This window comes from Kribbella jiaozuonensis (assembly GCF_005233875.1).
Classification (GTDB): domain Bacteria; phylum Actinomycetota; class Actinomycetes; order Propionibacteriales; family Kribbellaceae; genus Kribbella; species Kribbella jiaozuonensis.
Genome location: NZ_SZPZ01000002.1, coordinates 1,628,298 through 1,652,223 on the forward strand (window position 1 = coordinate 1,628,298; position 23,926 = coordinate 1,652,223).

The 23,926-nt window shown below is 68.6% G+C and carries 20 protein-coding genes; 9 read left to right on the forward strand and 11 right to left on the reverse strand.

Annotation, left to right across the window (positions count from 1 at the left end; translation table 11 throughout):
• Positions 1-3: 3 nt before the first annotated feature.
• From FDA38_RS19385 to FDA38_RS19395, 3 genes are read right to left on the reverse strand one after another with little or no spacing between them, the layout of a single operon-like run.
• The gene (locus FDA38_RS19385; protein WP_202877729.1) at positions 4-1,431 is read right to left on the reverse strand and encodes an NAD-dependent succinate-semialdehyde dehydrogenase; all 1,428 of its coding nucleotides are present in this window, start codon (positions 1,429-1,431) and stop codon (positions 4-6) included.
• A gap of 16 nt (positions 1,432-1,447) precedes the next feature.
• Positions 1,448-2,677: an iron-containing alcohol dehydrogenase gene (locus FDA38_RS19390; protein WP_137255409.1), complete on the reverse strand. Its 1,230-nt coding sequence runs from the start codon at positions 2,675-2,677 to the stop codon at positions 1,448-1,450.
• 33 nt (positions 2,678-2,710) lie between these two features.
• The gene (locus FDA38_RS19395) at positions 2,711-3,766 is read right to left on the reverse strand and encodes an Ldh family oxidoreductase (RefSeq protein ID WP_202877730.1); all 1,056 of its coding nucleotides are present in this window, start codon (positions 3,764-3,766) and stop codon (positions 2,711-2,713) included.
• A gap of 152 nt (positions 3,767-3,918) precedes the next feature.
• Here FDA38_RS19395 and FDA38_RS19400 point away from each other — a divergent pair, with 152 nt between their 5' ends.
• Positions 3,919-4,599, forward strand: coding sequence for a GntR family transcriptional regulator (locus FDA38_RS19400; RefSeq protein WP_170989791.1), 681 nt, complete (start codon positions 3,919-3,921; stop codon positions 4,597-4,599).
• Here FDA38_RS19400 and FDA38_RS19405 read toward each other — a convergent pair.
• From FDA38_RS19405 to FDA38_RS19420, 4 genes are read right to left on the reverse strand one after another with little or no spacing between them, the layout of a single operon-like run.
• Positions 4,557-5,327, reverse strand: coding sequence for an energy-coupling factor ABC transporter ATP-binding protein (locus tag FDA38_RS19405; protein ID WP_137255411.1), 771 nt, complete (start codon positions 5,325-5,327; stop codon positions 4,557-4,559). The two genes, FDA38_RS19400 and FDA38_RS19405, sit on opposite strands and share 43 nt — an antisense overlap.
• A complete protein-coding gene (gene cbiQ / locus FDA38_RS19410; protein ID WP_233714792.1) occupies positions 5,324-6,082 on the reverse strand; it encodes a cobalt ECF transporter T component CbiQ in 759 nt (252 codons plus the stop codon). The genes FDA38_RS19405 and cbiQ overlap by 4 nt, the downstream gene beginning before the upstream one ends.
• Entirely contained in the window at positions 6,079-7,098 is a 1,020-nt protein-coding gene (locus tag FDA38_RS19415) for an energy-coupling factor ABC transporter permease (protein ID WP_137255413.1), read from the reverse strand. The genes cbiQ and FDA38_RS19415 overlap by 4 nt, the downstream gene beginning before the upstream one ends.
• 45 nt (positions 7,099-7,143) lie before the next feature.
• Positions 7,144-8,502: a dihydrolipoyl dehydrogenase family protein gene (locus FDA38_RS19420; RefSeq protein WP_137255414.1), complete on the reverse strand. Its 1,359-nt coding sequence runs from the start codon at positions 8,500-8,502 to the stop codon at positions 7,144-7,146.
• A gap of 119 nt (positions 8,503-8,621) precedes the next feature.
• Here FDA38_RS19420 and FDA38_RS19425 point away from each other — a divergent pair, with 119 nt between their 5' ends.
• The 3 genes from FDA38_RS19425 to tsaA are packed head-to-tail and all read left to right on the forward strand — an operon-like array spanning position 8,622 to position 12,153.
• A complete protein-coding gene (locus tag FDA38_RS19425; protein WP_137255415.1) occupies positions 8,622-10,127 on the forward strand; it encodes a PstS family phosphate ABC transporter substrate-binding protein in 1,506 nt (501 codons plus the stop codon).
• A gap of 39 nt (positions 10,128-10,166) precedes the next feature.
• Positions 10,167-10,925 (forward strand): metallophosphoesterase, encoded by a 759-nt coding sequence (locus FDA38_RS19430; protein ID WP_137255416.1) that lies wholly within the window; start codon positions 10,167-10,169, stop codon positions 10,923-10,925.
• A 16-nt stretch (positions 10,926-10,941) separates the two neighbouring features.
• Positions 10,942-12,153, forward strand: a complete 1,212-nt coding sequence (gene tsaA / locus FDA38_RS42680; RefSeq protein ID WP_202877731.1) for a tRNA (N6-threonylcarbamoyladenosine(37)-N6)-methyltransferase TrmO — start codon at positions 10,942-10,944, stop codon at positions 12,151-12,153.
• A 4-nt stretch (positions 12,154-12,157) separates the two neighbouring features.
• Here the strand turns inward: tsaA and FDA38_RS19445 are convergent, their stop codons facing one another.
• Together FDA38_RS19445 and lpdA are read right to left on the reverse strand one after the other, a co-directional pair.
• Entirely contained in the window at positions 12,158-12,559 is a 402-nt protein-coding gene (locus FDA38_RS19445; protein ID WP_137255417.1) for a hypothetical protein, read from the reverse strand.
• A gap of 84 nt (positions 12,560-12,643) precedes the next feature.
• A complete protein-coding gene (gene lpdA / locus FDA38_RS19450; RefSeq protein ID WP_137255418.1) occupies positions 12,644-14,041 on the reverse strand; it encodes a dihydrolipoyl dehydrogenase in 1,398 nt (465 codons plus the stop codon).
• A gap of 87 nt (positions 14,042-14,128) precedes the next feature.
• Here lpdA and FDA38_RS19455 point away from each other — a divergent pair, with 87 nt between their 5' ends.
• Both FDA38_RS19455 and FDA38_RS19460 read left to right on the forward strand, forming a co-directional pair.
• The gene (locus FDA38_RS19455; protein ID WP_137255419.1) at positions 14,129-16,252 is read left to right on the forward strand and encodes a peptidoglycan DD-metalloendopeptidase family protein; all 2,124 of its coding nucleotides are present in this window, start codon (positions 14,129-14,131) and stop codon (positions 16,250-16,252) included.
• Between the two features lie 20 nt (positions 16,253-16,272).
• Entirely contained in the window at positions 16,273-16,731 is a 459-nt protein-coding gene (locus FDA38_RS19460) for a PGPGW domain-containing protein (protein ID WP_137255420.1), read from the forward strand.
• On the opposite strand, the gene FDA38_RS19465 is transcribed toward FDA38_RS19460, so the two are convergent.
• Positions 16,699-17,886: an FAD-dependent monooxygenase gene (locus tag FDA38_RS19465; RefSeq protein WP_137255421.1), complete on the reverse strand. Its 1,188-nt coding sequence runs from the start codon at positions 17,884-17,886 to the stop codon at positions 16,699-16,701. The two genes, FDA38_RS19460 and FDA38_RS19465, sit on opposite strands and share 33 nt — an antisense overlap.
• Positions 17,887-17,981: 95 nt before the next feature.
• Between FDA38_RS19465 and FDA38_RS19470 the strand changes: the two genes are divergently transcribed.
• Positions 17,982-18,686, forward strand: coding sequence for a TetR/AcrR family transcriptional regulator (locus FDA38_RS19470; RefSeq protein WP_137255422.1), 705 nt, complete (start codon positions 17,982-17,984; stop codon positions 18,684-18,686).
• On the opposite strand, the gene FDA38_RS19475 is transcribed toward FDA38_RS19470, so the two are convergent.
• On the reverse strand, positions 18,652-19,548 hold the full coding sequence (locus tag FDA38_RS19475) for an AraC family transcriptional regulator (RefSeq protein WP_137255423.1): 897 nt from the start codon (positions 19,546-19,548) through the stop codon (positions 18,652-18,654). The genes FDA38_RS19470 and FDA38_RS19475 overlap by 35 nt on opposite strands.
• A gap of 192 nt (positions 19,549-19,740) precedes the next feature.
• Here FDA38_RS19475 and FDA38_RS19480 point away from each other — a divergent pair, with 192 nt between their 5' ends.
• Both FDA38_RS19480 and FDA38_RS19485 read left to right on the forward strand, forming a co-directional pair.
• A complete protein-coding gene (locus FDA38_RS19480) occupies positions 19,741-22,515 on the forward strand; it encodes an alpha-L-rhamnosidase (RefSeq protein ID WP_137255424.1) in 2,775 nt (924 codons plus the stop codon).
• Positions 22,516-22,595: 80 nt separating this feature from the next.
• Positions 22,596-23,924 (forward strand): ABC transporter substrate-binding protein, encoded by a 1,329-nt coding sequence (locus FDA38_RS19485; RefSeq protein ID WP_137255425.1) that lies wholly within the window; start codon positions 22,596-22,598, stop codon positions 23,922-23,924.
• Positions 23,925-23,926: the final 2 nt, after the last annotated feature.

Below are 23,926 nucleotides of genomic sequence, written 5' to 3' on the forward strand. Positions count from 1 at the left end.
CGGTCACACCTCGATTCCGATGTACTTCTCCTCGAGGAACTCGAGGATCCCCTCGGAGCTGCCTTCGCGGCCGAGCCCGGACTGCTTGGTCCCGCCGAACGGCGCCGCCGGGTCGCTGAGCACGCCGCGGTTGACCGCGACCATCCCGGAGTCGATCCGTTGGGCTACGGCGAGCGCCTGCGCGGGATCGCCGTACACGTAGGAGATCAGTCCGTAGATCGTGTCGTTGGCCATCTCGACGGCTTCGTCGACGTCGCTGAACCCGACGATCGCGGTGACCGGTCCGAAGATCTCGGTCTGGTTGATCTCGCTGCCGTGCTTCACATCGGTGAGGACCGTCGGCGGGTAGAACGCACCACCTTGCGCGGCATCGCCGCCCAGGGTCAGATTGGCGCCTTCGGCAACGGCCCGGTCGACGAGGCCGGCGACCTTGTCACGCTCCTCCGGCGAGACCAACGCGCCGAGCTCGTTCGCGTGGTCGGCGCCCGGGCCCATCGTGATCGCCTTCATCGCCGCGGTCATCCGGGTGCTGAACTCGTCCAGCAGCGAGTCGTGGACGTAGAACCGGTTGGCCGCAGTACAGGCTGAGCCGCCGTTGCGCATCTTCGCGACCATCGCGCCTTCGACCGCGGCGTCGACATCGGCGCCGGGCAGGACCACGAACGGCGCGTTCCCGCCCAGCTCCATCGACGAGCTGACAACCTGGTCGGCGGCCTCGTGCAGCAGGACCCGTCCGACCTCGGTCGAGCCGGTGAAGGACAGCTTGCGTACGGCGGGATGGTGCAGCATCGCGCTCACCGCCGGGCCGGCCGGCACCGGCGTCACCAGGTTGACGACACCAGGCGGTACGCCGACCCGTCGCAGCACGTCGACGACGTACGCCGCGGTGAGCGGGGTCTGACTGGCCGGCTTCAGTACGACGGAGCAGCCGGCCGCCAGCGCGGGCGCGATCTTGCGGGTGGCCATCGCGGCCGGGAAGTTCCAGGGCGTGACCAGGATCGAGACGCCGATCGGATCGCGGCGTACGACGATGGTCTTGTCGCCGGACGGTGAGAGCCGGAAGTCGCCGCCGATCCGGACCGCCTCCTCGGCGAACCAGCGGAAGAACTCGGTCGCGTACGTCGCCTCGCCGATCGCGTCGGCGTACGCCTTGCCGTTCTCGGCGGTGATGAGCGCGGCGAGTTGCTCGCGTTCCTCGGTCAGTACTTCGAAGGTCGCGCGGAGCAGCTCGGAGCGCTGCCTCGGCGGGGTCGCGGACCAGCCGGCGAGCGCGTCGGCCGCCGCGTCGACGGCCGCGAGGCAGTCCGCCTCGGTGGCCGCGGCGAACTGGGCCAGCTCGGACCCGTCGGCGGGGTCGTGGACGGCGAAGCGCCGGCCGTCGGAGGCAGGGCGCCACTGTCCGTCGATGAACAGATCGTGCGGAGAAGTCATCAGGTGGCTCCGGGTGTCAGAACGGGTCGGTTCGGTCGCCGGCGTACGCGGCGCGAGTGATCTCGAGCAGCGCGTCGACATCGAGCGGGCGGGGGTTGTTGTCGATCAGCCGGGCCGACTGCAGGCCCTTTTCGGCGACGTACTCGAGCTGGTCCTCGGCGAGGCCGAGCTCCTTCAAGGTCGGCGGGATGCCGATCCGGTCCAGCAGCGCGTCCACGGCCTCGATCCCGGCCAGTGCTTGCTGCTGCGTGTTACCTGCTGTCGGTACGCCGAAGAGCTTGGCGATCTCGGCGAACTCCTGGACGCGAGCGGGAGCGTTGTAGCGCATGACGTACGGCAGGAGTACGCCGACGCCGACGCCGTGCGGGGTATGAGTCAAGGCTCCGAGTGGGTACTGCAACGCGTGGGCGGCCGCGGTGCCCGCGACGCCGAGCGCGTACCCGCCGGCGTTCGCGGCGAGCATGACCGCGGAGCGGGCGTCCTGGTCGTCCGGGTGCTCGAAGGCGATCGGGAGTGCGGTCGCGAGGAGCCCGAGACCCCAGCGAGCGTAGGAGTCGCTGATGACGTTCTTGCCGATGAACACGCGTCCCTCGGCGAGTGCCGACGGCGGGCGCTGGATGGCGGTGAACGACTCGACCAGGTGCGAGACCGCATCGGCCCCGGCGCTCGCGGTCAGGCTGGGCGGGCAGGAGTACGTCAGCTCCGGGTCGCAGATCGCCACCGACGGGACCAGGTACGGCGAGGAGATACCGGCCTTGAGCTCGCGACGGCTGTCACTCAGGACGCAGACCGGCGTGACTTCGGAGCCGGTGCCGCCGGTGGTCGGTACGGCGATGATCGGGAGGACCGGTGCGGGTACGGCGTTCTCCCCGTAGTACTGATCGATCGGGCCGCCGTGGGTGAGCATCAGCGCGACGGCCTTCGCCAGGTCGAGGCAGCTGCCGCCGCCGATCCCGATGACCACGTCGATACCGGCGTACTCCATCGCGTCGAAGCAGGCGTCGATGTCGGACATCGGCAGCTCCGGCGAGGTGTCGCTCCAGACGTGGACCTCGAGACCGTTGTCCTCGAGATCGGTGAGCAGCTGGGCGAACTCGGGCGATGCGGCCAGCCGCTGGTCGGTGCAGACGAGGGCTGAGCTGCCGTACTCCGCGGCGTGGCGACCGAGCAGAGCGCGCTGGCCGGCGCCGAAGACAACCGTGCGGGGTGCCCGTTGCACGCCGAAGGCAGGGGCGGTGATCGTCATATCGTTGTCCTTGTCTGGTCGTTAGGGGCGGGATCAGTCGGCCAGAACGGCTTCACGCCGGGCTGCGTCCGGGCGAGCTGCGTCCAGCCGGGTCAGCTCGCGCCACAGGTCGTCGGCGATCTCGATGCCATCGGCAACCGATTCCTGGTACCGGGCGCGGGCGCCGTCACCAGGTACCGAGACCGGCGTGGCCGGGTCGGCGCGGCGGCTGCGGCGTACCTCGTCGAGGTATTCCGTCGCCGAGTGGCGGCCGCCGCTCAGCAGGATGAACAGGTCGCCCTTGTTGCTCAGGTGGTCGTCGTCGAGCGTGCCGCCGACGGCCGTGCCGTACGCCGCGCCGGTGAGGAAGGTGACCATCGCGCCCAGGCCGAGCCCGAGGCCGTACCCCTTCGCTCCCCCGAACGGCGCGATCGATCCGTCCTTGGCCGCCACCGGGTCGACGGTCTCGTTGCCGCCGGCATCCAAGGCCCAGCCCGGCTCCAGCGGTACGCCGCGCAGTGCGTGGTCGTGCACCTTGCCCATCGAGATCTGCGAGGTGGCCATGTCCAGCACGAGCGGCGGCCGGGCCGGGACTGCGAGCGCCAGCGGGTTCGTCCCGAGCATTGCCTCGGTGCCGCCCCACGGGTGCACCAGCGCCTCGCTGGTCGTGATGCCGAGGCAGACCAGGCCGCGGTCGGCCATCCGGCCGGCGTAGTACCCGAGCATGCCGAGGTGGTTGTTGTTCGTGATCGAGCAGACCGCGACGCCGTACTGCTCGGCTGCCGGGACGATTGCTTCCAGTGCGCGGACCGCGACCACGGGGCCGAGACCTTGCTGACCGTCGACAGACAGGTAGCAGGGGCTCATCCACGTGTGGCAGCCGGAACTGGTCGGGCTCGCGGTTCCGTTCGCCAACCGCCGCAGCAGTCGCGGCAGCCGGAGCAGACCGTGTGACGGCATCCCCTTCGCCTCGGCGACCACCAGGAGCTCGGCCTGCTGTGCCGCCGCAAGAGCCGGCACACCGGCGGTGATCAGGAGTCGTTCGGCCAGTGCTTGGGCCGTGAGCAGATCTGTGTGCACGTCGACCATCCCAGGGTGGAGTCGCTGCATTCGTATTCATCGCTCGATTTCTTGGGAGGCTAGATCAGATCGGATACGATTCGCAATGGTCTGTGAATACGAATCCATGTTTTCTGCCGACGGACGGACAACAGATGAGCCAACGCACCGCAGTGACTACCGGGCGTCCCGGACGGCCCCGGATGAGTGACGTCGTCTACGAGCGACTGCAGGAGTTCCTGCTGGACGGCCAGATCCAGCCGGGTGAGCGGATCCGGGTCGACGAGCTCAGCCGCCGGCTCGGGGTCTCCCAGACACCGGTCCGGGAGTCGCTGAACCGGCTCGAGGCCGAGGACCTCGTGACCAAAACGCATCTGATCGGATATTCCGCTACGCCCAAGCTGACGCCGCAGCGGTTCGAGGATCTCTTCGAGGCCCGGTTCCTGATCGAGCCGTACTGCTCGGGCCTCGCGGCCGGCCGGCACCGCGGCGACGAGGTCGAGCAACTCGCGCAGATCGCCGCCGAGATGCGCGCCCGCTACCAGGCCGGCACGATGTCGTACGGCGCCTTCGCCCGTGCGGACGCCGAGTTCCACGAGGCCGTGATCGGGGCGACCGGGAACAGCTACTTCGGCGAGATCTTCGCCAAGCTCCACTGCCACCTGCAGCTCTTCCGCCTGCTGCGCGACTCTCGCGTCACCGAGGACGCGCTGGACGAGCACGACCTGATCGTCACGGCCATCCGCGAGCGCGACACCCAATCAGCCGATCGGGCGATGCACGCCCACCTGACCGCCTCCCGCACCCGTCTTCGGACGGCTTTCGAGGCGGCCCCGGCCGATCAGCGTTCGGGACCGGAGACCGAGAGCGGATCGAAGCCGTAGGGCAGCTCCAGGCGATGGGCCTGCATCAGGTCGGCATCGCCGAGGAGGTCGCGGGTCTTGCCGTCCGCGACGATCCGGCCGCCGTCCATCAGCAGGCTGCGCTCGCACAGCTGCAGCGCGTACGGCAGGTCGTGCGTGATCATCAGCAGCGTGACGTCCAGCCCGGCCAGAATGTCCGCCAGCTCGCGGCGGGCGGCCGGGTCGAGGTTGCTCGACGGCTCGTCGAGCACCAGGACCTCAGGCCGCATCGCCAGCACGGTTGCCACGGCGACGCGACGGCGCTGGCCGAAGGACAGGTGATGCGGAGCCAGGTCTGCATGGTCCTGCATCCCGACCTGGACCAGCGCCTCGTGCACGCGGTCGTCTAGCTCGGAGCCGCGCAGGCCGAGGTTCGCGGGACCGAAGGCGACGTCGTCGCGCACGGTCGGCATGAAGAGCTGGTCGTCCGGGTCCTGGAAGACCAGACCGACCTTTCGCCGGATCTCGCCGAGGTGCTCACGGTGCAGACCCGTCCCGCCGATCTGGATGCGACCGCTTCCGGTGCCGCCGGCAACCGAGCCGAGAATGCCGTTCAGGTGCAGGACCAGCGTCGTCTTACCGGCGCCGTTCGGCCCGAGCAGCGCGACCCGCTCGCCGCGCTCGACCGTGAAGTCGACACCGAACAGCGCCTGCCGCCCGTCCGGGTAGGCGAACACCAACCGCTCGACCTGAATCGCAGGACCACTCACAAGCCGACCACCCTCGCCGCCACGGCAACCACGACCGCTATCACTGAGATCGTCAGCCCTTCCATCCACTGTCCGCGCGACGCACCCTGCGTACTCAGCAACGGCATCCGTCCGGTATATCCACGCGACCGCATCGCCAGATGCACCCGCTCCCCACGCTCGAAGCTCCGCACGAACAAGGCCCCCACTCCCCCGGCCACGGCCTTCAGATGGCCGACCCGGCCGCCCATGTACCCGCGGGATTCCCGGGCGACCCGCATCCGGTGCAGGTCATCTGACACCACACTCAAGTAGCGGACCATGAACGACAAGATCGCCACGAGCGTCGCAGGCAACCGCAGCCGCTCCAGCCCGGCCAGCAGTTCCCGCGGCGCGGTCGTTGCCGACAGCAAGATCGCCGCGATCACTCCGAGCGTGCCCTTCGCCAGCACGTTCCACGCGCCAAGCACACCCGACTGGGACAGCTGCAGACCAAGGACGGAGACCTGTGGACCGGTCGCCACGAACGGCAGCAGCAAGGCGAACACGATGAACGGCGTCTCCACCGCGAGTCTGCGCGACACCACCGGCGCCGGCAACTTGGCCGCGACGACAGCTGCCACAAGCATCGCGGCGTACACACCGAAGGCCCAGAAAATGCCGGCCGGTGTCGACACGACCGCGAGCACGAAGACGAACAGCCCGACCAGCTTCACCTGCGCCGGGATGCGGTGGACCGGACTGTCCACCGCGACGAGAAGGCCGTCGCCGGTCACGATGCCTTGTTCGCGCGCAGCGACGCGAGCTTCGCGATCGCCAGGCCGACCACGATCGTCACCAGTACGCCGATGATTCCCGCGAGCGCGCCGGACACCTGCGCGTTGCCGATCCCGTGGACGCCGTAGTCGGCGAGCGGGCTACTCGCCACAGCCGAGTCCTTCGCCGCGCCGTCGAACCCGAGCTTGGCGCCCACGAACTCCAGCCCGTCCGGATGCGCACTCGCGAACAGGCTCAGACCACCGGCGACCACCAGCGTGACCGCGACGCCGATCCCGAGCGACCGCCCGGTCGGCTTCGCCGCGATCGGCCTGTCCGGTGACACCGTCGAAGTGTTGCCATCGGCATCGACCAGGACGAGGTCCTGCTGCAGATGCCGAGCGGCGTACACGAGGTCAGGTCGGGTCGCGACGACCGCGCTCAGCACGGCCGCGGTGATCACCGCCTCGCCGATGCCGACCAGGATGTGCCAGCCGACCATCGCCGTCGCGAGCTTCGCGAGCGGGATGTCGACCGCGCCACCGATCGCGTACAGCCCCGTGAACGCCAGCGCCGCGACCGGAACCGACACGAGCGCACCAACAGTCGCAGCCGGTACGACGCTGCCCGCCCGCCGCGGCATGACCTTCAACAGCACCCGCGTCAGGAAGTACCCGACCAGGACCGTGATCAGCCCCATCAGCGTGATGTTCGTGCCCAGCGCCGTCAGACCGCCGTCGGCGAACAGCAGCCCCTGGACCAGCAGCACCGTGGCCATCACCAGTACAGCGGTCCACGGCCCGACCAGCGCGGCCGCGAGCGCACCGCCGAGCAGGTGGCCGCTCGTCCCGGCCCCGACCGGGAAGTTCACCATCTGCACCGCGAACACGAACGCCGCGGTCAGACCGGCCAGCGCCGGACCGGTCTCGCGGAGCTCCCGGTTCGCCCGCTGCAGGCTGAAGCCGACCGCCCCGGCCGCGATCAGGCCGGTGGCGACGGAGGTCGGCGCGTCGAAGAAGCCATCAGGAACATGCACAGCAACATTCTTGATCTACTTGCGACTGATTCGCAACAAGCGATCTCACAAAGCTTTGAGTGCTTCCCCGATCGCACGGTGGAACGTCGGGTATGCGTAAATCATCTGTCGCAGCGAGTGAACGGGTACGGCGGCGTGCACGGCGACCGCGAGCGCGCTCAGCACCTCGCCACCGGTCGGCCCCGCACTGGTCGCGCCGACGAGTACGCCACGGTCGGCGTCCTCGATCACCTTGATGAAGCCCTCGTTGCCGGCCTTGTGGATCCACCCGCGTGTCGAGGCCGGGATCGGGGTCGAGCCGGTCCGTACGTTCAGCCCGGCGTCACGCGCCTGCTTCTCGGTCATCCCGACCGCGCCGATCTCCGGGTCGGTGAACGTCACCCGCGGCATCGCGTGGTAGCTCGCGGTCGGCGCGTCCGGCTCCTGCAGGATGTCCCGGACCGCGATGTCGGCCTGGTACATGGCGTTGTGCGTGAACACACCGACGCCGGTGACATCGCCGATCGCCCAGACCCTGTCGGCGGCCCGGACGTGCTCATCGACCTCGATCCGGCGGGCCTTCGGGTCCAGACCAAGCTTCTCCAGCCCGAGGTCGGCCGTCGCGATCCGGCGCCCTGTTGCCACCAGCAACTTCTCGCCGCTGGCCGACGACCCGTTCTCGAGCCGGACGGTGAACGTGTCCCCGGCGTACTCGACCTGCTTGGCGTGGGCGCCGAGCTTGAACGTCACGCCGTCGCGCTCCAGCGCCTCACGCGCCAGCACCCCGGACTCGGGCTCCTCCATCGCCAGCACCTCGTCGGCGCCCTCGATCACGGTCACCTTCACCCCGAAGCGGGCGAACACCTGCGCGAGCTCCATCCCGATCGCGCCGCCGCCGAGAACCAGCAGCGACGCAGGCAGCACCTCGACCTCGATCGCCTCGCGGTTCGTCCAGTACGGCGTACCGGCCAGGCCATCGATCGGCGGGACGGACGGGATCGTGCCGGTCGCGATCACGATGCCGCGGGTCGCCTCGAACTCGCGGTCGCCGGCCTTGACGGTGCTCGGCCCGGTGACCGTCGCGCGGTCCTTGATCACGGTCGCGCCCTTGTTCACCAGACGGTCGACCGCGACCTGGTCGTTCCAGGTGTCGGTGGCTTCCTCGCGGATGCGCTTGGCGACCGGGGCCCAGTCCGGCTGCACCGTCGACGTACCGGCCATGCCTTCGACCCGCCTGGTCTCGGCGATCAGGTTCGCGGCGCGGATCATCATCTTGCTCGGGATGCACCCGTAGTACGGGCATTCACCGCCCACCAGCCGCGACTCGATCCCGATCACCCTCAGACCGGCCTGCGCCAACCGCCCGGCGGTCTCCTCGCCGCCGACCCCGAGCCCCACCACGACGACATCAACCTGTTCACCCATGCGGACAATCTTCCAGAGCGACCCGACCCGGCCAAGTCTCCCCCCGGCGCGTCATCACTCCGTAAGCGGCCGTTCACCGCCGGGCACTAGCGTCCTGTACTCGTAGACGGAGGACAAGGTTGTTCGATTTCTCTGGGTTCGGCAGCATCAACATCGAGACGGTCATCGCCCTCGTCACACTGATCGGTACTGCGATCGTGTGGCTGCTCGACCGGTACGTCTGGCGCCGCAAGCGGCTCGTCTACCGGGTCCAGGTGGACGCGCAGATCGGGGTGCATCCCCGGCAGAACCGCGCCAAGGAAATGGTCGACATCGAGGTCGTCCACCAGGGCAAGGCGGTGCACGACCCGAGCATCGTGTTGCTCCGGGTGGACAACACCGGCACCGACATCGAGGCCAAGGACATGCAGGGCGCGGTGAAGTTCACCTTCCCGGGCCGCAAGATCGTCCGGATGAAGGTGGTCGAGTCACACCCGCCGGACATCGGTGACCTGCTCGAGGCGGACATGAAGCCGGCCGACTATGTCGACACCGACGCGATCACGGTGCCGAAGCTCGCGATCAACCGCGGTGACCACTTCAAGTTCCTGCTCGTGCTGTCGGGCAAGGGCAAGGACGTCACGCACTCCGGCTACCTGGCCGGCGGGGCGAACGGCGGCGTGTACCACGAACCGCGGCCGCGCGGCCCGGGCCGGCGTACGTTGATCTTCGGCGCGACGACGCTGGTGCTGGTCGGCGCTCTTGTCGCGTTCTTCCTGGTCGACGTGCTGCAGCCGCCGCGCAACTGCGCGTCGGGCGAGCTGCGAGTGATTGGATCCACGGCGGTCGAGCCGACGATGACCGAGCTGCGCAGCGCGTACATCGCCGAGTGCTCGAACGCGGACATCACGATCGCCGCCAACGGCAGCCGCAGCGGCGTCAGCGATCTGAGCGCCCTGGGCGCCAAGGACGGCAACGCGGCGAGCAAGGTGATCGCAATGTCGGACGGCCCGGCGGTTGACGCGCCCGGTCTCAGCGGCGAGGCGGTCGCCGTTGTCGTGTTCGCGGTCGTCGTCAACCGGGCCGCGGACGTGACCGGCCTGACCAGTGCCCAGCTGCGGGACATCTACAACGGCAAGATCACCAACTGGGAGCAGGTCGGCGGCCGCAACCTGCCGATCCGGATGGTTAGCCGGGTCGGCCCGGCGTCCGGTTCACGGCTGGTGTTCCGCGAGAAGGTGCTCGGCGGCGACCAGGAACTCGGCATCACCTCGGACGACTGCCGGCGCGACGACGACGCCGCGACAACGAAGTACCACCGCTGTGAGGTCGGTACGACGGAGGAGCTGCTGACGCGGGTCAACGAGATCGACGGCGCGATCGGGTACGCCGAGCTCGGCGGCGCCCGCAAGTATCCGCAGCTCACGCCGGTGACGATCGACAGCGTCGTACCGGACACGTCGAAGGTGGCGGACCGGTCGTACAAGTTCTGGGAGGTCGAGCACGCGTACACGTACAAGGCACCGGCGGCGAAGTCGCTGACCGCGGCCTTCCTCGACTACGTGCGGTCGACGCAGGCCCGTCCGATCCTCGATCGTGGCGACCTGGTTCCGTGCAGCGATCTGCCCGCGGGGTTCTGTGGATAATGCCAGCGGGCTTCGGCGATTCTCCGGATAATTCCGGTTATGTATGTAATCGCGCACCTCAGTGACCCCCATCTCGACGGCTCCGACGAGGCTCGGAACAGGCTGCGGAAGCTCACGTCGTACCTGCGCGAGTTCCGGCGACCGGTCGACGTCGTGCTGGTCAGCGGCGACCTCGCAGACCACGGTCTCGAGTCCGAGTACGCCGAGCTCGCCGCCGAGCTGAAGCTGGATATGCCCGTGCTGGTGTTGCCGGGTAACCACGACGTCAGCGCGCCCTTGCGTGCCGGGCTCGCGGACTTCGTCGACTCGGCCGGTGAAGGGCATCCGGTGCACCAGGTGCAGGACGTCGGCGGCGCGCGGTTCGTGCTGCTCGACACCTCGGTCCCGGGTGAGGATCACGGGCTGCTGTCCGCGGAGTCGCTCGCGTGGCTCGACGGCATACTGGCCGAACCGGTCGACGGGCCGTTGTTCGTGGCCTTCCACCACCCGCCGTTCGAGCTGAACCACCCTGTCCTCGACCAGTGGCTGCTCCGCTCCGGCCCGGAGCTCGAGGCGGTGCTGAGGGGCAAACCGATCACGGCCATCCTCGCCGGGCACGTACACAACGGGCTGGCGACGACCTTCGCCGGGCTGCCGTTCCTGGTCGCACCAGGCGTCCGCTCGACCCCGCCGCTCCCCTTCGAACCGCCGGCTCCCGGCGGTGGCCTCGTCGACGACACCACCGCCCACCCGGGTCTGGCGCTCCACATCTACAAGCCGGGCGTCCCGCTCCAGACCCTCTTCCGGCACCCGGCCTGACCAGTACTGTGCTGACATGTACGTGATCGCGCACCTCAGTGACCCGCATCTCGACGGCTCGGAGGAGGCGCGATCACGGCTGCGGAAGATCACGTCGTACGTCCGGGCGTCGTCGGTGGACGTCGTACTCGTCACCGGCGACCTCGCCGACCACGGGCTGGAGACGGAGTACGCCGAACTCGCCGGCGAGCTGGCCTTGGACGTCCCGGTGCTGGTGCTGCCGGGCAACCACGACGCCAGCTCGCCGCTCAGGGCCGGGCTGAAGTCGTTCGTGGACTCACCCGGCGACGGTCATCCTGTACATCAGGTCCGCGACGTGGGTGCGGCGCGCTTCGTCCTCGTCGACAGCACCGTGCCGGAGCAGAACCACGGCCTGCTCTCCGACGAGTCCCTCGCCTGGCTGGACGGCGTACTGCGCGAGCCGTTCGACGGACCGGTCTTCGTCGCGATGCATCACCCACCGCTCGACCTGCATCACCCCGTGATGGATCAGTGGATGCTGCAGGACCGCGATGCGGTGGCGGCCGTGCTGACCGGCAAGCCGATCACAGCCATCCTCACCGGCCATGTGCACAACGCCATCGTCACCACGTTCGCCGGCCATCCCGTCCGTGGTGCGCCCGGCATCCGGTCGACCGTCCCCGTCCCCTTCGAGCCCTCCACCGGCACCGGCAGCGTTGTGGATCCGTCCGCCCACCCCGGCCTCGCCTTCCACATCCACACCCCCGGCGAGCCGATGCAGACCATCTACAGGTACCCCGCGGTGACCGCCCACGAGCAATCCCCGGCCCCGGCCCGCGCCGACCAGGTGCGGGAGCCGGATCGGATGCAACTGCATCCCGTGGCCCGGGTCGAGTCGAGTCTGCGCGACCTCGCCGACGCTCCCCGTCAGGGCGACGAGGGTGCGCCTGACGCCTGGGTCGTCTTCGACGAGTCAGTGCGTGCTGCGCTCGCCGACGTCAAGGCCGGCGACGAGCTCATCCTCATCACCTGGTTCGACCGCGCTGACCGCGACGTACAGAAGGTCCATCCGCGGAGCGACACGAGCCGCCCGCCCACAGGCGTCTTCAGCACCCGCTCCCCCGATCGCCCGAACCCGCTCGGCCTGCACCGAGTCACGGTCCTAGCCGTCGACGACCTCCGCCTGCACGTCAACAACCTTGAAGCCCTCGACGGCACCCCGATCGTCGACGTCAAGCCGGTCATCGGCGACATCTCTGACCGGTGACGATCTACTGCCAGAATTTCCAGCCCTCGGGAGCCTGCGGAAACGCGGCCGGCGGAGTCCACCCCCGCGGCGGCCGCCATCCCAGCTCGACGGCCGGCCAGTTGGGCGGAGGCTGGAAGCGATAGCGCCGATCCCGCGCCTGCCAGAACAACGACCACCCCGCGGCAACCACAGCCGCGACGAGGAACCCCACGCCGACCGCCCCGAACGTCGTGGGTTCGGGCCCGCACCCGACCCCGTCCGGGGCGCACGGATCGGACGGCGCGCCCATCATGAACAGGCCCAGAAATCCGAGCAGCACGAACCCGCCCGACAGGCACCACCCGACCGTCACGAGGATCGAGTGGGACGGCGCGTCGGAGTACCCGTGAAACACACGCGGGTCCGGGGGCGCTGACCAACTCACGTGGTCATTACAGCCGCGCGCTCCCGGACCCGGATGAGGTTGTGCCGCGTTGGCACCCAACCGTGACCTTGATCGAACCTGATCTCAGAAGTTGATCATGTGCCCTTCGAGGCCGTGGAAGGCCTCCTGCAACGCCTCGCTCAGCGTCGGGTGAGCGTGAACGTTGCGGGCCAGTTCCTTGGTGGTGAGGTCCCACTTCTGGGCCAGCGTCAGCTCCGGCAGGAGCTCGGTGACCTCGGGGCCGATCAGGTGCGCGCCGAGCAGTTCGCCGTACTTGGCGTCGCTGATGACCTTGACGAAACCGGTCGGGTCGCCGAGGCCGTGGGCCTTGCCGTTCGCGGTGAACGGGAACTTGGCGACCTTGACGTCGAAGCCCTCCAGCCGGGCCTCTTCCTCGGTCCACCCGAAGCTGGCGATCTGCGGCTGGCAGAACGTCGCCCGCGGGATCATCTTGTAGTCGAGCTCCATCGTCTCGTGCCCGGCGATGGTCTCGGCCGCGATCACACCCATCGCCTCGGCGGCGTGCGCGAGCATCAGCTTCGCGGTCACGTCACCGATCGCGAAGATGTTCGGCACGTTGGTCCGGCAGAACCCGTCGATGCCGATCGCGCCGCGCTCGGTCAGCTGGACGCCGATCTTGTCCAGGCCGTAGCCGTCGACCCGCGGCTGGAAGCCGATCGCCTGCATGACCTTGTCGGCCTCCAGGGTCTTCTGGGCGCCGTCCTTGCCGGTGACGGTGACCTTCACCTTGTCGCCGGAGTCGTCGATCGAATCGACCCGGGTGCCGGTGAGTACGTCGACGCCGAGCTTCTTGTACGCCTTCGCGAGCTCCTTGGAGACCTCGATGTCCTCCAGCGGGACGACCCGGTCGAGGAACTCGACGATCGTCACCTGCACGCCGTAGTTCGCCAGCACGTACGCGAACTCGACGCCGATCGCGCCGGCGCCGGCGATCACGATCGAGCCCGGCAGCTCCTCGGTGAGGATCTGCTCCTCGTACGTCACCACGCGCTCGCTCAGCTGGGTGCCCGGCAGCAGCTTGGTGGTCGCGCCGGTGGCCAGGATGCAGTTGTCGAACGTGACGGTCTCCGACGAGCCGTCGTTCAGCGTCACGTCCAGGGTGTTGGCGTCGGTGAACGAACCCCAGCCGTCGAACTCGGTGATGTTGTTCTTCTTCATCAGGAAGTGGACGCCCTTGACCCGGCCGTCCGCGACCTTGCGGCTGCGCTGCACAGCGGTCGGGAAGTCGAAGGTCACCTCGCCGCTGATACCGAAGGTCTTCGCCTCCGTGCGGAAGATGTGCGACAGCTCGGCGTTCCGCAGCAGCGCCTTGGACGGGATACAGCCCACGTTCAGGCAGACACCGCCCCAGTACTTCTTCTCGATGATTGCGGTCTTGAGGCCGAGCTGGGCTGCGCGGATCGCCGCGACGTACCCACCCGGACCCGCGCCGAGGACAACAACGTCAAAGTGCGAGGCCATGTACTGAACTTTAATAGGTCACCCCAGCACGGTCCGTCTCCCGGGGTAGGCTGGGTGGGCGCGTGAGGCGAAATTCATGGGGGACCGATGGATCTGGGGAGACGTCGGGGGCTGCGACTGGCAGCTTTCGGCACGCTGCTGGCAGTCGTCGCACTGCCTGCGTACGCCGACGACCCCACGCCCCCGCCACCCGCCTCCGTGACCGATGTCAACCGGTCCCTCGAGCAGCTCCAGGCCGAGGCCGCCGCCGTCCAGGCCGATTTCGCCAAGGCGACGATCGCCTACACCAAAGCACTCAAGGACGCGCAGACCGCCGAGGCCGCCGCGAAGAAGGCGGAAGCCACCGCAACGGTCTCCAAGGGCAAGGCCGACGAGGAGCGCCGCCAGCTCGGCCTCCTGACCGCTCAGGCCTACCAGCTCGGCATCCCGACCGTGATGGGCACCGAGTCGATGCTCTGGTCGCTCGCCCCGGTCGCCGAGAACCTCCAGGAGATCGCCGACCGGCAGACCGCGATCACGCAGCTCGGCAGCACTCAGGTCTCGCAGTACCGGATGGCGATGGAGGCCGAGAACGAGTCGAACCGGCTCAAGTCCGAAGCGACGACGAAGCGGCAGGCCGCGAACGACGCTGCTGCCAAGGCGCAGGACCTCAGCAAGCAGGTGCAGCAGAAGGCCGCCGACGCCTCAGCGGCCATGGCCGACCAGACCGCTGACCTGGACGTCGCCTCCGCTCTGTCCAAGCAGCTGCAGCTCGTCCGCAACCAGCAGGCGCTCGCACGTTGGCAGACGTACCTGACCGAGCTGACGTCCGCGAAGATCACTCCCCCGGCAGCCGCCGTACTCAAGAACCCTGCCAAGCTCCCCACCGGGCTGGCGCCGCTGACCCGCCGCGGTACGCCGGTCCCGGGTGTCGCGTCTGCCGCCGTCGCCGGCCGCACGGTACGAGTGATGTCGGCCGAGACGATCCGTGCGGTCAACCAAGCCTTCAGCCTGGTCGGCAAGCCGTACGGCGTCGCCGCGACCGGACCGGACAAGTACGGATGCCTCGGCGCCGCCCGCGTCGCGTGGCAGCCCTACACCACCCTCCCGAACCTGGTCAGCAAGGTGTACCCGGACTACCAGGCAGTCCCGAACGCCTGGATCCAGCCGGGCGACCTGCTCGTGATGGGCAGCAAGTCCCTCGGCCTCGTCCACATCGGCATCGCGCTCGACAACGGCGAGATGATCGCCGCCGACGAGGCGAAGGGCTCGGTCGTCGTCACCACCGTCCCCGACAACCTGTACGCCGCCCTCCGCCCGACCCTCGGCGCACCGGCCAAGCCGCAGGTCGCCCCGGTCGGGACGTCGGACGCGTACGCGTTCCGCTGCGGCAATACCGCAACGTCGTACAACGTCGGCTCCGGCGCCTGGACCTGGCCGCTGCCGGACGGGACCTACGAGATCGGTACTCCGTTCGGTCAGTCCGGGTCGATGTGGGAGACCGGATTCCACACCGGCCAGGACTTCCCCGCACCTGTTGGTACTACGGTCCGCGCGGTGACGTCCGGTGTCGTCCGGGTGGAGCACCCGGCGTGGGCCGGCAACCTGGTCCGCATCGACCACGGCAACGGGCTGGAAACGCTCTACGCGCACCTGAGCCGCATCGACGTGACCGACGGGCAGCAGGTGAAGGCAGGTCAGCAGATCGGTGCTGTCGGCACCGAAGGCAACTCCACCGGTCCGCACCTGCACTTCGAGGTCCGTCTCGGCGGCGATCCGGTCAACCCGATGCCGTTCCTGGCGACCGGTTCGGCCAGCACCGGCTGGGGTGGTTACACCAACGGCATGATCCCGGCCAGCAAGCTGTGCGGGATCGGCGGCGGGCACATGCTCCGCTGCGACGCGGCTGCGGCGTACCTGCAGCTCTCGAGCGCCTACCGGGCCCAGTTCGGCAAGTCGCTGTGCATCACCGACTCGTACCGCTCGTACGCCTCCCAGGTGGACCTGTACGCGCGCAAGCCGTCGCTGGCTGCCCTTCCGGGCACCTCCAACCACGGCTGGGGCGTGGCCGTCGACCTCTGCGGCGGGATCGACAAGTACAACACCACCCAATACCAGTGGATGAAGTCGCACGCCCCGACGTACGGCTGGGTCCACCCGGCCTGGGCCGAGCAGGGCGGCAGCCGCGAGGAACCGTGGCACTGGGAGTTCGGTAACCCGGCCAGTTCGTAGCTGCCCGGTAGGCTGACGGTGTGGCCGAGCATGAGAGTCCCGACCGCACCGATCACAACATCACGTTGGATGCTGCGGACGACCGGTGGGAGTGGCGGCGGCGGATTCGCGAGAATCCGCGCAAGCTGCTGTTCTACCGGATCGGCGTGGGCGTCCTCGGCGGCCTGCTGATCATCGCCGCCCCACTCACCGGCTGGCTGCCGGGACCGGGCGGGATCCCGCTGTTCATCGCCGGTCTGGCCGTGCTGGCCAGCGAGTTCGAGTGGGCCCAGCGGCTGCTGTACCGGGTCAAGGACTGGGTGAAGGCACTCACCACCTGGACCGGCAAGCAGCCCGCCTGGCTGAAGGCGCTCGGCACCCTCGCGCTGTTCCTCTGCGTGCTCGTCGCGATCTGGCTCTACATGGCCGTGCTCGGAGTCCCGGGCTGGTTCCCTGACTCGTGGGAGTCATTCCTGCACGAACTTCCCCTCCTTCACTGAGTAGTCGGGCAGCTCGATCAGTTCGCTCATCTTCTGCGCCATCTTGATCATCTGGTTGTTGAAGAACGGGATGTCCAGGATCCGGTTCCGCGCCGTCAGCCCGAACCGGGTGGCCGGCGCCAGGAACGACCCTGCGCGACTCCCGTCCTGGGTCGTCGACACCGCCTTCCGCAGCAGCGCCTCGTACCGGTCGAAGGCAGCCCGGAAATCGCCGCCCGCCTGGGCCAACTCCCCCGCCAGCACATAGGCACCGACGACCGCCGTACCCGTCCCGAGCGCTCCGAACGTGGCGCCGTACCCCGCGTCGCCGAGCAGCACGATCCGGTTGGTGGACCAACGATCAACGCTCACCCGGCTGATCGAGTCGAAGTACAACTCTGTTGCCGCCGGCAACCCTTTCAGCAGCTCCGGCACGTGCCAGCCGAGACCGTCGAAGTGCGCGCGCAGGATCGCCTTCTGCTGGTCGAGATCGCGCCGGTTGTAGGTCAGCTCCTCCGACTTGAACACGAACAGCGTCTGCGCCAGCCCCGGGTCGCGACGGTCCGCGCTGACGCTCGCCAGCTTGCCCGGCACGTTGTACATCAGCGAGTCGCCGCTGATCCCCAGCGTGTTCGGAACCTCCCAGCCGCCCACGTAGTAGTTCAGGTGGCGCTCGACCACCCGCTCCTTCGGCCACGCCAGCCGCCGCACGACGGAGTGCATGCCGTCCGCGCCGATGACCAGGTCGTAGGTGTCCTCCAGCCCGCTCTCGAACCGCACATCCACACGATCCGCATGCTCGGTCAGACTCGCGATCGAGTCCCCGAAGCGGTACGTCGCCTGCTCGTGACTGTGCTCGTACAAGACCCGCGACAGGTCTGCCCGCAGTACCTCCAGGTCCCCGCCGGCGAACTCGGCCGGCAACCGCATCAGCTGGCGACCCGACGCGTCGACGAACCGCATCGCGTTGCCGCCGGTCTGCAGCGACCGCAGGTCCGACAGCACGCCCATCCGGTCCAGAACCGTCGTGAACACCTCGCCGCGGAAGTCCACCGCGTACCCGCCCTGCCGCAGCGCCGGGGCGATCTCGACCACCGTCACGTCGTGCCCCGCCCGACCGAGCCAGAGCGCCACCGACGGCCCCGCCACGCTCGCACCCGATACCAGAACCTTCATCGTGATCCTCCTCAGAAGTAATTGTGTCTGTCGGACACAGTAAAGTGTATGGTAGACACAGTTCAAGTCGGTTTCAGTTCGAAAAGGATCGAAGGATGTCTGACCTGCTCTGGAGCAAGCCCTCGCTGCCGAGCCGCGGCCCGAAGCCGGCGGTGACGCTGACCGGGATCGCCGAGGCGGGCATCCGGATCGCCGACGCGGAGGGCCTCGACGCGGTGTCGATGCAGCGGATCGCCGGCGAGCTGCCGGTGACGAAGATGGCGCTCTACCGGTACGTCCCCGGCAAGACCGAACTCATCGCCGTGATGAGCGACCTGGCGATGGGTGCCCCGCCGGACCGCCCCGACCTACCGTGGCGCGAGGCGCTCCACACCTGGTCCATCGATCTGTACGACGGATTCACGCGCCACCCGTGGCTGCTCCTGTCGACCGTCGGCCGCCGCCTGCTCGGGCCGAACGAGCTCATGTGGATGGAGCGCGGCATCGCGGCGCTGACCGACACCGGGCTGACCGGCGGCGAGCAGATGGACTCGATTCTGGTCATCACCAGCCACGTCCGGAACATTGCCCAGCAGTCCACGACATTCCCCGGCCACACCACCGGCCTATCCGAAGAGGACATGCAGGAATCGCTCACCCAGATCCTCAGCACCGAAGCCGAGCGGTTCCCGCACCTGACCACCGCGATGCGTACCGCGGCCGGCAGCGAGAACCAGGGCCTGGAATTCGGCCTGCAGCGGATCCTGGACGGCCTCGAGCTCCTGATCAACGGTAGGAAAGTGTCGACTTCACGGCATTGAAACGTTGCCGATAGGCCGACGCGGACAGGCCGTAGTGCGACTTGAACCGGCGGGCGAAGTAGTTCTGGTCCGGCCAGCCGACGGACTCCCCGATCCGGCTGATCGGCAGGTCCGTGTGCAGCAGCCGGTCGGCCGCGAGCTCGACGCGATGACGCGACAGGTACGCCATCGGCGGCAGCCCGGTCACCGACTTGAACAACCGGACCAGATACCCCGGCGCGAGGTGCAGCTCGCCGGCCAGGTCGGTCAACGTCCAGTGCCGCGCCGGGTCGGCCTCCATCAACCGCATCGCGTCGAGTACGGCGGGATGCGTGTGCTCACGTCGATCGTCGCGATCGGCCACGGTCCGGGCGACGCAACTCAGGTACAGCGACAGCCAGCCGATGATCTCGCCGCGGTTGCGACTGAGCGGCTGGTCGCGCAGCTGGCGCAAGCCGTCGAGGTGCCCGACCGCCTCCTTCATCGTGTCCGGATCGAGGTGCGTCGCGAGCATGCCCCGGCGCTGCGCGGAGAACGGCCCGGTCCACAACAGGTAACCCAGTAAGGGATCCTCGCGTGCCCAGGCCAGTTCGCGGCGGACCAGATCGGCCGAGAAACAGCAGTTGTAGACCTCGAGCGCGGTGCAGTCGACGTACTCGTGCCAGACGCCCGGACGGAGCAGGATCGCGTCGCCGGCCTGGAGTTTCTGCCGGCCGGCGAGGCTGTGGTGGATGCCTTCACCGCCGGTGACGAGCAGCAGTTCGAAGAAGCTGTGCGTGTGCAGCGGATGGGACTTTTCGTGCAGGTGTGGGCCGGCGTGCACGACCGTCCCTTCGACGAAGTGCAGCACCGTCCCGCGGGTCCTCACCGGCTCGTCGGCCATACGTCACGATATGGCCCGAGGTGCAGATCGTGCTAGACCGAGTGCACTTCGGGCTACTCGCCGGCGACTGCCGGGCACAGGATCGGGGAACAGGCGAAACGTCCCCCGAATGACACCGCCGCCAATCAACCGAGATCACGACGTTTTGTCAGCGCACCCAATGAATCGTTTCACTCGCTGAGTTGGAGCCTCATGTCGAACCTCGCCGCACCCACCGCCCTTCGCTTCGAGCATCGACCCGCGCCCGCTGCCGGGATCGGCACTGCGACGCCCCGGATCTCCTGGCAGGTCCCGGCCGCTGACGCCGGCTACGCGCAGACGGCGTACGAGCTCGAGATCACGACCGGCACGACGCAGGCGTTCACGGTCCAGTCGCCCGACCAGGTGCTGGTGCCCTGGCCGGCTGACCCGCTCGGCTCCCGGGAGACCGCGCAGGTCCGGGTCCGGGTGCGCGGCAACGACGACTGGAGCGAGTGGAGTGAGCCCGCGACCGTCGAGGCCGGCCTGCTCGCGTCCGACGACTGGACCGCGCGGTTCGTCAGCCCGCGGGAGAACCCGCACGGCTCCCCCGCTCCCCTGATCGCGGGCGTCGCGGATCTCCCGGAAGGCATCGTCAAAGCCCGGCTCTACGCGACGGCGTACGGGATCTACATCCCCGAGCTCAACGGGCAGCGCGTCGGCACCGAGGAGCTCGCGCCCGGCTGGACGGCGTACCAGTACCGGCTGCGCTACCAGACGTACGACGTGACCGAGCTTGTCCAACCTGGTGAGAACAAGCTCGAGTTCCTCGTCGGCAACGCCTGGTACCGCGGCCGGATCGGCTTCCAGGACCAGAAGCAGCTGTACGGCGATCGCCTCGCCGTACTCGCGCAGCTCGAGGTCACCACCGAGGACGGCCAGGTCCACACGTTCGGCAGCGACGGCACCTGGACCTCCCGGGAGAGCAACGTCCTGGCCGACGACCTGTACGACGGCCAGACCACCGACCTCCGCAAGCAGCCCGGCGAGCCCACGCCGGTCGACGTACTCGACGCCGACCTGAACCTGCTCGTCGCCCCCGACGGCCCGCCGGTCCGGATCACCGACGTCCTTCCCGCGCTCGAGATCACCACCTCGCCGTCCGGCAAGACGCTCGTCGACTTCGGGCAGAACCTGGTCGGTCGCGTCCGGCTCAAGGTCCGCGGTGGCGCTGAGGGCGACGAGATCGTCGTACGCCATGCCGAGGTCCTCGAGAACGGCGAGCTCGGCGTTCGTCCGCTCCGCACCGCCAAGGCAACCGACACCTACTTCCTCGCCGGACCCGACGAGGTCGTGCTCGACTCCCCGCTCACCTTCCACGGCTTCCGGTACGCCGAGGTCACCGGCGTGGACGCGCTCGCGAAGCAGGACCTCGAAGCCATCGTCATCGGGTCCGACCTGCAGCGCACCGGTTGGTTCGAGTCGTCGAACGAGCTGCTCAACCAGTTCCACCAGAACGTGGTGTGGGGCATGCGCGGCAACTTCGTCGACGTACCGACCGACTGCCCGCAGCGTGACGAGCGGCTCGGGTGGACCGGCGACATCCAGGTCTTCTCCCCGAGCGCCAGCTTCCTGTTCGACACGGCCGGCTTCCTGACCAACTGGCTGGCCGACCTGTCGGCCGAGCAGCAGAAGGACGGCTCGGTGCCGTACGTCGTACCGGACGTACTGCGGAACGAGTCCCCGGCCACCGCCGCATGGGGTGACGCGGCAACGATCGTCCCCTGGGTGATCTACGAACGCAGCGGCGACGCCGGACTGCTCGCTCGGCAACTGCCGAGCATGCGGGCCTGGGTCGACAAGATGGCCGATCTGGCCGGCAGCGACCTGCTCTGGTCCGGCGGCTTCCAGTTCGGCGACTGGCTCGACCCGACTGCTCCGCCGGAGAACGCGTTCGCCGCCAAGGCGGACCCGGACGTGGTCGCAACCGCGCATCTGGCCCGCTCGGCCGAGGTGGTCGGGAAGGCCGCGAAGATCCTCGGCCACGCCGATCTGGCCCAGGAGTACACCGACCTGGCAGCGCGCGTCCGGCAGGCGTTCGCGACCGAGTACGCGACCGACGGCGGCCGGGTATTGAGCGACGCGGCAACTACTTACGCACTCGCGCTCCAGTGGGCCTTGCTGCCGACCGAGACCCAGCGGCAGCGGGCCGGCGAACGGCTCGCCGACCTGGTCCGTACGGCGGGCTTCCGGATCAGTACCGGATTCGTCGGAACGCCGCTGATGGCCGACGCTCTGGCCGATTCCGGACATCCTGACCTGGCCTACCGCCTTCTGCTACAGACAGGCTGCCCCTCTTGGCTGTACGCAGTGACGATGGGAGCCACGACGGTCTGGGAACGCTGGGACAGCATGCTGCCCGACGGCAGCATCAACCCCGGCCAGATGACGTCGTTCAACCACTACGCCCTCGGTGCGGTCGCCGACTGGATGCACCGCCGGGTCGCCGGCCTCGCGGCGGCCGAGCCCGGGTACCGCACGATCGACGTACGGCCGCTCCTGACCGGGCAGCTGACGAAGGCATCCGCCAAGCACCTCACGCCGTACGGCGAGGCGTCGGTCGCGTGGACTCGCGCCGACGGGCAGGTCACGCTGTCGGTGACCGTTCCGGTCGGGTCCCGCGCGAAGGTCGACGTACCCGGACAGGGCGTCGTCGAGGTTGAGCACGGTACGCACGAATGGACCGTCGACGACCCGCACGCCGAGCTCCCCGAGCTGGCCGCGGACGCGACGATCCGGCAACTGATGGACCACGAACCCACCTGGACCGAACTCGCGACCGCGGCCGCCGAGAGCGGGGTCGTCACCGACGACGCCGAGCTCGCCGCCCGCCTCGAGCGGTACCTCGACCAGCCGGCCGCCGGACTGGTCGACGCGATCAGCCCGCGTGGATTCACCCCGAGCGCCGAGGCCCTGAAGGCCAAGCTCGAAGCCCTGCTCAACCACTGAGTTCAGTAACTGAGTTCAACCACTGATTCCAATCCCCGACACCGCCCCGCTGCTTTGAACAACATCCTTTGGAGGTCAAGATGAGGTTCCGCCCAGGAGCTAGCGGACTGGCGCTTCTCGCCGTCAGTTCGCTGGTGCTCACCGCGTGCAGCGCGGGCAGTCTCGGATCCAGCAGTGACTCCGGCAGCAACTCGGTCGAGATCACGTACCTGATCGGCAACCAGGATCAGGACGTGAAGGAGGCCAACCAGCTGATCAAGGACTTCACCGCGAAGAACCCCGGGATCACGATCAAGACGGAGACCCGCCCGGCCGGTACGGAGGGCGACAACATCGTCAAGACCCGGCTGTCCACCGGCGACATGCCCGATGTCTTCGGCTACAACACCGGGTCGCTGTTCCAGGCGATCGCCCCGCAGAAGAACCTGGTGTCGATCAGCGACCAGCCGTACATCGGCAACCTGGACGACAACTTCAAGAAGACCGTGACCGCCGACGGCCAGGTGTACGGCGTACCCGTCGGCGGTTTCATGGGCGGCGCGGTGCTGTACAGCATCCCCGTCTACACCAAGCTCGGGCTGAAGATCCCGAAGACCTGGGCCGAGTTCATGGCCAACAACGCCAAGATCAAGGCGCAGGACCCCGGCGTCGCCCCGGTGATCCAGACGTACGGCGAGACCTGGACGTCGCAGCTGTTCGTCCTCGGCGACTTCCACAACGTCGCCGCATCCGAGCCGACGTTCGCCGACGACTACACCGCGAACAAAGCGAAGTACGCCACCTCGCCGGCCGCGCTCAAGGGGTTCGAGCACACCGAAGCGGTCCACGACGCCGGCTACGAGAACAAGGACTTCGCCTCGGCGAAGCTGCCGGACGGCCTGAAGATGCTTGCCACCGGCAAGGGTGCGCACTACCCGATCCTGTCCGGCGTGGTCGCGAACATGGTCGCCACCTACCCGGACGCCGCCAAGACCGTCGGCCTGTTCGCGTTGCCTGGTGACGACGCGAGCAAGAACGGTCTGACGCTGTGGACCCCGGGTGGTCTGTACATCCCGAAGACCACGACCGGCGACAAGCTGGACGCGGCGAAGAAGTTCCTCGCCTTCGTCGCCAGCCCGGACGGCTGTGCCTCGCAGAACACCGCCGGCGCACCGACCGGTCCGTACGCCGTCAAGGGCTGCACGCTCGGCGACGACGTACCGCAGGCGATCAAGGACATGCAGCCGTACCTCGACAAGCCGGACGGATCGAGCCTCGCGCTGGAGTTCCTGTCGCCGGTCAAGGGCCCGTCGCTCGAGCAGATCACGGTCGAGGTGGGCTCCGGTATCCGCAAGGCGAAGGACGGCGCCGCGCGGTACGACGAAGACGTGAAGAAGCAGGCCCAGCAGCTCGGCCTGGCAGGTTGGTGAGG

Bases quoted from the DNA above. Each gene is read 5' to 3' on its own strand.
- FDA38_RS19385 (WP_202877729.1), bottom strand. From the start codon at position 1,431: ATGACTTCTCCGCACGATCTGTTCATCGACGGACAGTGGCGCCCTGCC.
- FDA38_RS19390 (WP_137255409.1), bottom strand. From the start codon at position 2,677: ATGACGATCACCGCCCCTGCCTTCGGCGTGCAACGGGCACCCCGCACG.
- FDA38_RS19395 (WP_202877730.1), bottom strand. From the start codon at position 3,766: ATGCAGCGACTCCACCCTGGGATGGTCGACGTGCACACAGATCTGCTC.
- FDA38_RS19400 (WP_170989791.1), top strand. From the start codon at position 3,919: ATGAGTGACGTCGTCTACGAGCGACTGCAGGAGTTCCTGCTGGACGGC.
- FDA38_RS19420 (WP_137255414.1), bottom strand. From the start codon at position 8,502: ATGGGTGAACAGGTTGATGTCGTCGTGGTGGGGCTCGGGGTCGGCGGC.
- FDA38_RS19430 (WP_137255416.1), top strand. From the start codon at position 10,167: ATGTATGTAATCGCGCACCTCAGTGACCCCCATCTCGACGGCTCCGAC.
- tsaA (WP_202877731.1), top strand. From the start codon at position 10,942: ATGTACGTGATCGCGCACCTCAGTGACCCGCATCTCGACGGCTCGGAG.
- lpdA (WP_137255418.1), bottom strand. From the start codon at position 14,041: ATGGCCTCGCACTTTGACGTTGTTGTCCTCGGCGCGGGTCCGGGTGGG.
- FDA38_RS19455 (WP_137255419.1), top strand. From the start codon at position 14,129: ATGGATCTGGGGAGACGTCGGGGGCTGCGACTGGCAGCTTTCGGCACG.
- FDA38_RS19465 (WP_137255421.1), bottom strand. From the start codon at position 17,886: ATGAAGGTTCTGGTATCGGGTGCGAGCGTGGCGGGGCCGTCGGTGGCG.
- FDA38_RS19470 (WP_137255422.1), top strand. From the start codon at position 17,982: ATGTCTGACCTGCTCTGGAGCAAGCCCTCGCTGCCGAGCCGCGGCCCG.
- FDA38_RS19475 (WP_137255423.1), bottom strand. From the start codon at position 19,548: ATGGCCGACGAGCCGGTGAGGACCCGCGGGACGGTGCTGCACTTCGTC.
- FDA38_RS19480 (WP_137255424.1), top strand. From the start codon at position 19,741: ATGTCGAACCTCGCCGCACCCACCGCCCTTCGCTTCGAGCATCGACCC.
- FDA38_RS19485 (WP_137255425.1), top strand. From the start codon at position 22,596: ATGAGGTTCCGCCCAGGAGCTAGCGGACTGGCGCTTCTCGCCGTCAGT.